At 70.2% G+C, this 5,558-nt stretch carries 6 protein-coding genes; all 6 read left to right on the forward strand.

The genetic code is table 11. The features are described from left to right. The first annotated feature begins 91 nt into the window (after positions 1 to 91). The 6 genes from KBX53_RS20435 (at position 92) to KBX53_RS20460 (ending at position 5,215) form a co-directional block, all read left to right on the forward strand. Positions 92 to 1,030: a lysylphosphatidylglycerol synthase transmembrane domain-containing protein gene (locus KBX53_RS20435; protein ID WP_036412151.1), complete on the forward strand. Its 939-nt coding sequence runs from the start codon at positions 92 to 94 to the stop codon at positions 1,028 to 1,030. 59 nt (positions 1,031 to 1,089) lie between these two features. Next, positions 1,090 to 1,767, forward strand: a complete 678-nt coding sequence (gene ribA, locus KBX53_RS20440; protein ID WP_030335546.1) for a GTP cyclohydrolase II — start codon at positions 1,090 to 1,092, stop codon at positions 1,765 to 1,767. After that, positions 1,764 to 2,471: a dihydrofolate reductase family protein gene (locus tag KBX53_RS20445; protein WP_030335549.1), complete on the forward strand. Its 708-nt coding sequence runs from the start codon at positions 1,764 to 1,766 to the stop codon at positions 2,469 to 2,471. The genes ribA and KBX53_RS20445 overlap by 4 nt, the downstream gene beginning before the upstream one ends. Positions 2,472 to 2,565: 94 nt before the next feature. Then, positions 2,566 to 3,099 (forward strand): DinB family protein, encoded by a 534-nt coding sequence (locus KBX53_RS20450; protein WP_210861054.1) that lies wholly within the window; start codon positions 2,566 to 2,568, stop codon positions 3,097 to 3,099. Between the two features lie 31 nt (positions 3,100 to 3,130). Then, a complete protein-coding gene (locus KBX53_RS20455) occupies positions 3,131 to 3,583 on the forward strand; it encodes a GNAT family N-acetyltransferase (protein ID WP_210861056.1) in 453 nt (150 codons plus the stop codon). 153 nt (positions 3,584 to 3,736) lie between these two features. After that, positions 3,737 to 5,215 (forward strand): right-handed parallel beta-helix repeat-containing protein, encoded by a 1,479-nt coding sequence (locus tag KBX53_RS20460; protein ID WP_210861058.1) that lies wholly within the window; start codon positions 3,737 to 3,739, stop codon positions 5,213 to 5,215. Positions 5,216 to 5,558: the final 343 nt, after the last annotated feature.

Genomic DNA, 5,558 nt, shown 5'->3' on the forward strand with positions numbered 1-5,558 from the left:
CACCGACCTCCTCGCCGGTGGATGAACCGTTCACGCCCTGGGTACGTGGACTAGGGCAAGTGGACGATCTTCAAGGGGAGGGCCGGCGCGGATGTTCTGGGCCTGGGCACGAGTGGTCGGCGGGGTGGGTCTGCTCGCCGTCCTGCTGTGGCAGGTGGGCAGTGGCCCGTTCCTCGCCGGAGTACGACTGATCGACGCGCCGGCGTTGGCAGCGGCGCTGGTCATCGGGGTGCTCACCACGGTCTGCGCGGCGTGGCGGTGGAGCCTGGTCGCCGGCGGCCTCGGTGTCCGCCTGCCGCTGGCGACGGCGGTGGCGCACTGCTACCGGGCGGTGTTCCTCAACGCCACACTGCCCGGCGGTGTGCTCGGCGACGTGCACCGGGCGGTGCGCCACGGCCGCGACGCCGGTGACGTCAGCCGGGGAATCCGCGCGGTGGTCTGGGAACGTACCGCCGGGCAGGTGGTCCTGGTCGGCGTCGCGCTGGTGGTGCTCGCGGCCTTCCCGTCCCCGGTGCGGCCGTACCTGCCGGTCGCCGCCGCGCTCGTCGTCGCCGGCGGGCTGGTCGTCGTGCTGGCGGCCCGGGTCCTACCCAACGGCGGCGGGTCCCGCTGGGCCACGGCGCTGCGTACCGCAGTGGCGGACGTGCGGTCAGGGCTGCTGGCGCGGCGCACCTGGTTCGGTGTGCTGGTCGCCTCGGCGGTGATGGTCGCCGGTCACCTGGCCACCTTCCTGGTGGCGGCGCGCACCGCCGGATCCGACGCCCCGCTGTCCCGACTGTTGCCGTTGACGCTGCTCGCCCTGCTCGCCATGGGCCTACCGTTGAACGTGGCCGGCTTCGGGCCACGGGAGGGGGTGGCCGCGTGGGTGTTCGGCGCGGCCGGTCTCAGCGCGGCCGAGGGTGTCGCCACCGCCACCGTCTACGGTGCACTGGTGCTGGTGGCCAGCCTGCCGGGTGCCGCCGTGCTGCTGGCCCGTCGGCGTCGAACTCCGGCCGCCGCCCGGGAAGCCACCTCCGACGGCGGCTGTTGAAGTCGATGGTGAGACGGTACGCGTCGCCGGACGGCGGTGGCGCCGGACGAAGGAGTCCCATGCCCGAAGCATTGCCGGTTGCCACGATCCGCACGCAGGTCACGGTGCCGCTGGCGTTTCCCGACGGCTACTCCACAACCGCCCGGGTGTTCACCTTCAAGGGCCTGGTGGACGGTAGGGAGCATTTGGCCCTCGGCCTCGGTGACTGGGCCGGTGCCCTGGACCGGCTCGCGGTCGGGGGAGAGGCGCCGCTGGTGCGTCCGCACAGCGAGTGCCTGACCGGCGACGTGTTCGGCAGCGAACGCTGCGACTGCGGCCCCCAACTGCGCGAGGCGGTGCAGCGGATCGCCGAGACCGGTGGGTTCCTGCTCTACCTGCGGCAGGAGGGCCGTGGCATCGGCCTGTACGCCAAACTGGACGCGTACGCGTTGCAGGACGCCGGGTTGGACACCTACCAGGCCAACGTCGCGCTGGGCCGGGGCGAGGACGAGCGGGACTACACGGCCGCCGCGCAGATGCTGGCCACATTGGGCGTGCCGCGGGTCCGACTGCTCAGCAGCAACCCGGACAAGGAAGACCAGTTGACCCGGCTGGGCGTGGACGTGGTCGAACGGATCCTCACCAGCGTCTTCCTGTCGCCGGCCAACGCCGAGTACCTGGCGGCCAAGGCGGCCAAGGCGGCGGAGATCGAGGCGGCGGACGCGCTCGCGGGTCGCACTCCTGAGCAGCCCCGATGAGTTGCCGGCCGGAGCCGACGCGGCCGTACGTGCTGCTGAGCTGCGCCGCCTCCATCGACGGGTACATCGACGACGCCACCGAGCAGCGGTTACTGCTCTCCAACGACGAGGACCTGGACCGCGTCGACGCGGTCCGCGCCAGCTGCGACGCCATCCTGGTCGGCGCCGGCACCGTCCGGCGCGACGACCCGCGGCTGCTGGTGCGCTCCCCGAGCCGTCGGGCCGAGCGGGTCGCGGCCGGTCGACAGGCCTCGCCCACCAAGGTCACGCTGACCGCCCAGGGCGACCTCGACCCGACCGCGCGCTTCTTCACCGCCGGTGATTCGGTGCGGCTCGTCTACTGCGCCACCGGCGCGCTGGAGAAGACCGAGGAGCGGGTCGGCCGACTGGCCACAGTGGTCGACGCGGGTGAGCCCGTCGACCCGGGGTGGCTGCTGAGCGACCTGGCCGCGCGGGGTGTGCGGCGGTTGATGGTGGAGGGCGGCGGGACGGTGCACGCCCAGTTCCTCGCCGCCGGTCTCGCCGACGAACTGCACCTGGTGGTCGCCCCGTTCTTCGTCGGCGACGGCCGTGCGCCCCGGTTCGTCGGCGAGGGTCGCTTCCCCTGGCACCCGGGTCGCCGCGCCCGCCTGGCCGAGGCTCGCCAGATCGGCGACGTGGTCCTGCTCCGCTACGCCCTCTCCGAGCGCTGCCCGGCCGACTGATCGGGGCCCGCGCGCTGTGCCGCCGCGCTCTGCCGCGAGCCGTCGATTGGTTATTCTGTCGACGGCGGTGCCGGTGCCCGGACAGAATCCCCGGATGTCCGTTTCGCCGCTGGCCCTTCTGCGCTGGCAGTTCGACCTGACCTGGTCGCTGTTCGAGTACCACCTCGAGCGACTCGACGCGGCTGACGCCCTCTGGGAGCCGGCCGCCCACTGCTGGTCGGTGCGGCAGGGCGTCGACGGCACCTGGGTTCCGGACTGGGCCGACACCGAACCCGACCCGGTCCCGGTGCCGACGATCGGTTGGCTCACCTGGCACGTCGGCTGGTGGTGGACCGTGGCGATGGACCATCTGCGGGGGGTGCCCGCGCCCGACCGCACGGCCGTCACCTGGCCGGGCCCGGGCGAGCCGACTGTGACCTGGCTGCGTGACCTGCGCACCGAGTGGCTGGGTCTGCTCGACCAGCTCAGCGAGCGTGACCTCGACCGCACCGCGACCTTCCCCTGGCCGGACGGGACCGACCACACCGTCACGCACACGATTGGCTGGGTCAACGCCGAGCTGATGAAGAACGTCGCGGAGATCGGCCAGCTCCGGCTGATGCGCGCGGCACAGCAGTCTCGACGGTGATGCGCGGATCCTGGTCGATAGGGTGGCGGGCGTGCCCGGACTGGTGAAGATCACTGAACACAACGTGGAAGCCGCCTGCCGGTTGCAGGTGCGACCCGACCAGGAGAAGTACTCGTCCCCGGTCGCCTGGTCCCTTGCCGAGGCGTACGCGCAGCCCGACATCGCCTGGCCACGTCTGATCGTGGAGGGTGATGAGATCGTCGGCTTCCTGATGGGCTTCTTCGACATCGAGTGGGACCGACCGGACGACCGGCGCTCGGGCCTGTGGCGGCTGAACATCGCCGCCGAGCAACAGGGCCGGGGGTACGGCCGCTTCGCGGTGGACGCCGTTCGTGCGGAGGCCCGCAGCCGAGGGCACGACCAGATCTACACGACCTGGGAATCGGGGGAGGACGGCCCGGAGGGGTTCTATCTCACCCTCGGATTCCGTCCGACCGGGGAGACCAGCGGAGGTCAGATCGTCGCCGTCCGGTCCGTCCACTGACCAGGCGGCATCACCTCGGTTGTTCGACGGCCTGGCCGCGCTCGGCGGGCGCCACAGTGGTGCCTGCCGCCCTCATTTCGAGGGGCACCGCGTCGGACCTGTCCCGCGTAGGCTCCCAGCCGCGCAAAGACAACCTACGGGGGATCGGTCGACATGACGAAGAACAGCCTTAGCCGCCGCGCTCTGCTCTACGGCACGCCGGTGCTGGCGGGAGCTGCGGCGCTGACCGCCGCTGAGCCGGCGATGGCGGCGGGTTCCGACACCTCGGTGGTGTCGCCGAAAGACTATGGCGCGGTTGGTGACGGCGTCACGGACGACACCGCGGCTGTGCAGCGGTGCCTGTCGCAGGGCCGGGCCGTGGACTTCGGCGGCCCGGGCAACGTCTACCTGATCACGAACACGCTCACGGTCTACCAGGCCACACCGCAGATATTGCGAGGCCACGGTGCCACCATCAAGGCGGGTGCCGCAGTCAACCTGATGCGTCTGGGCAGGGCGCGCCACTCGCTCGACGGCCTCAACTTCGACGGAACAAGCCAGCCGGGTGGCGTCGGTGTGATCATCGAGGGTGACGCTCAGTACAGCTCCATCGTCAACTGTCGGTTCACGAACATCGGCGGCTCCGGCGTGTCCGTCTCTTCGGGCGCGCACCATGTCACAGTCGCCGGCTGCTTCTTCGACCACTGCGGGCACGGCTCCACGGTGGCCGACAACAACTATCGCAGCTCGATCTACGTCGCCGATGCCGACTTCTGCGTTGTCACCGACAACCGCGTCCTCAATTGCAACTGGGGCATCATCTTCCGCGGCGATTCGGCCGCGGTTGGCATCAACTTCTATACCTGTCAGTCCAACGTCATCACCGCGGTCAGTCCGCCCGTTGCGATTTCGCAGGGCATCTCGAACCGCTACGGCCGCAACGGCAAGATTGCCGGCAACACGGTCATCGGCTTCGACGACAACAGCATCGACTGCTGGGGTTGTAACACGACCATCATCGCCGGCAACAGCACCAAGGGCGGCAAGGACGGCGTCTTCGTCGGCGACCCGTCCAGCTCCAACATCGTCGTCAACGGCAACACCTTCAACGGGCCCCAGCGCGGGGTGCGAGTTTTCAGCCAGGAGACGGTGACTCCAGCCCTGGTCATCGGGGTCACCATCGTCGGCAACACCATCACCCAGCCCACCGACGGCGGCGTCCTGATCTCCCGGAACAACCTCTCCCAGGTCACCGGGATCACAGTGTCCGACAACGACATCCACGTAACGGGCGCGGGCAGCTACGGAGTGAAGGTGGTCAACGCCGAGTTGGTGCGCGTGCTGGGAAACCGGATCTACCGACCGCTCCAGCAGGGCATCCACCTGAGCGGCGTCGACATCACCGAGGTCGCGCACAACACGGTTTCCGACGCCGGTTACCAGACGCCCAACACCTACAGCGCCATCGACATTGTCGGCTCGAACCGAGTCACCGCCCGCGACAACGTCGCCTACGGCAATGCGAAGCATGCGGTCGCGATCAACAGCGGGGCGGGTATGACGGTCACCGGCACACGATGGCGCTCGCTGGGTGCCGGCGGCATCAGCAACGGGGCGACCGGCACGGTACTCGCCGACAACGTTCAGCTTTGACGTGACGCCCCCGCCCGAGCGCGGCGACGTGCTCCGGCGGTCGGTAGGTCAACCGCCGCGCTGAGCGGTGCGGGCTGTCGCGCCGATCTCCCGCCGTCCCGCGGACGTCAACCGTCCTGACGGCTGCGACTGCGACTGCGACTGACCGAGTGATCAGCAGCGCTGCGGGGGCTGCGTACGATGCGGGGTCGAGTTCCCCTCGTCGCGGCGGAGGTATCGGGCAATGGCAGGCCAGCACGAGGGTTTCGCACTCGGTGTCGACCTCGGTACGTCCAACACGGTCGCGGTGCTGCGCTGGCCGGACGGGCGGACCCGTCCGCTGCTGATGGACGGTCAACCACTC

Source organism: Micromonospora sp. M51 (assembly GCF_018070305.1).
GTDB lineage: Bacteria > Actinomycetota > Actinomycetes > Mycobacteriales > Micromonosporaceae > Micromonospora > Micromonospora parva.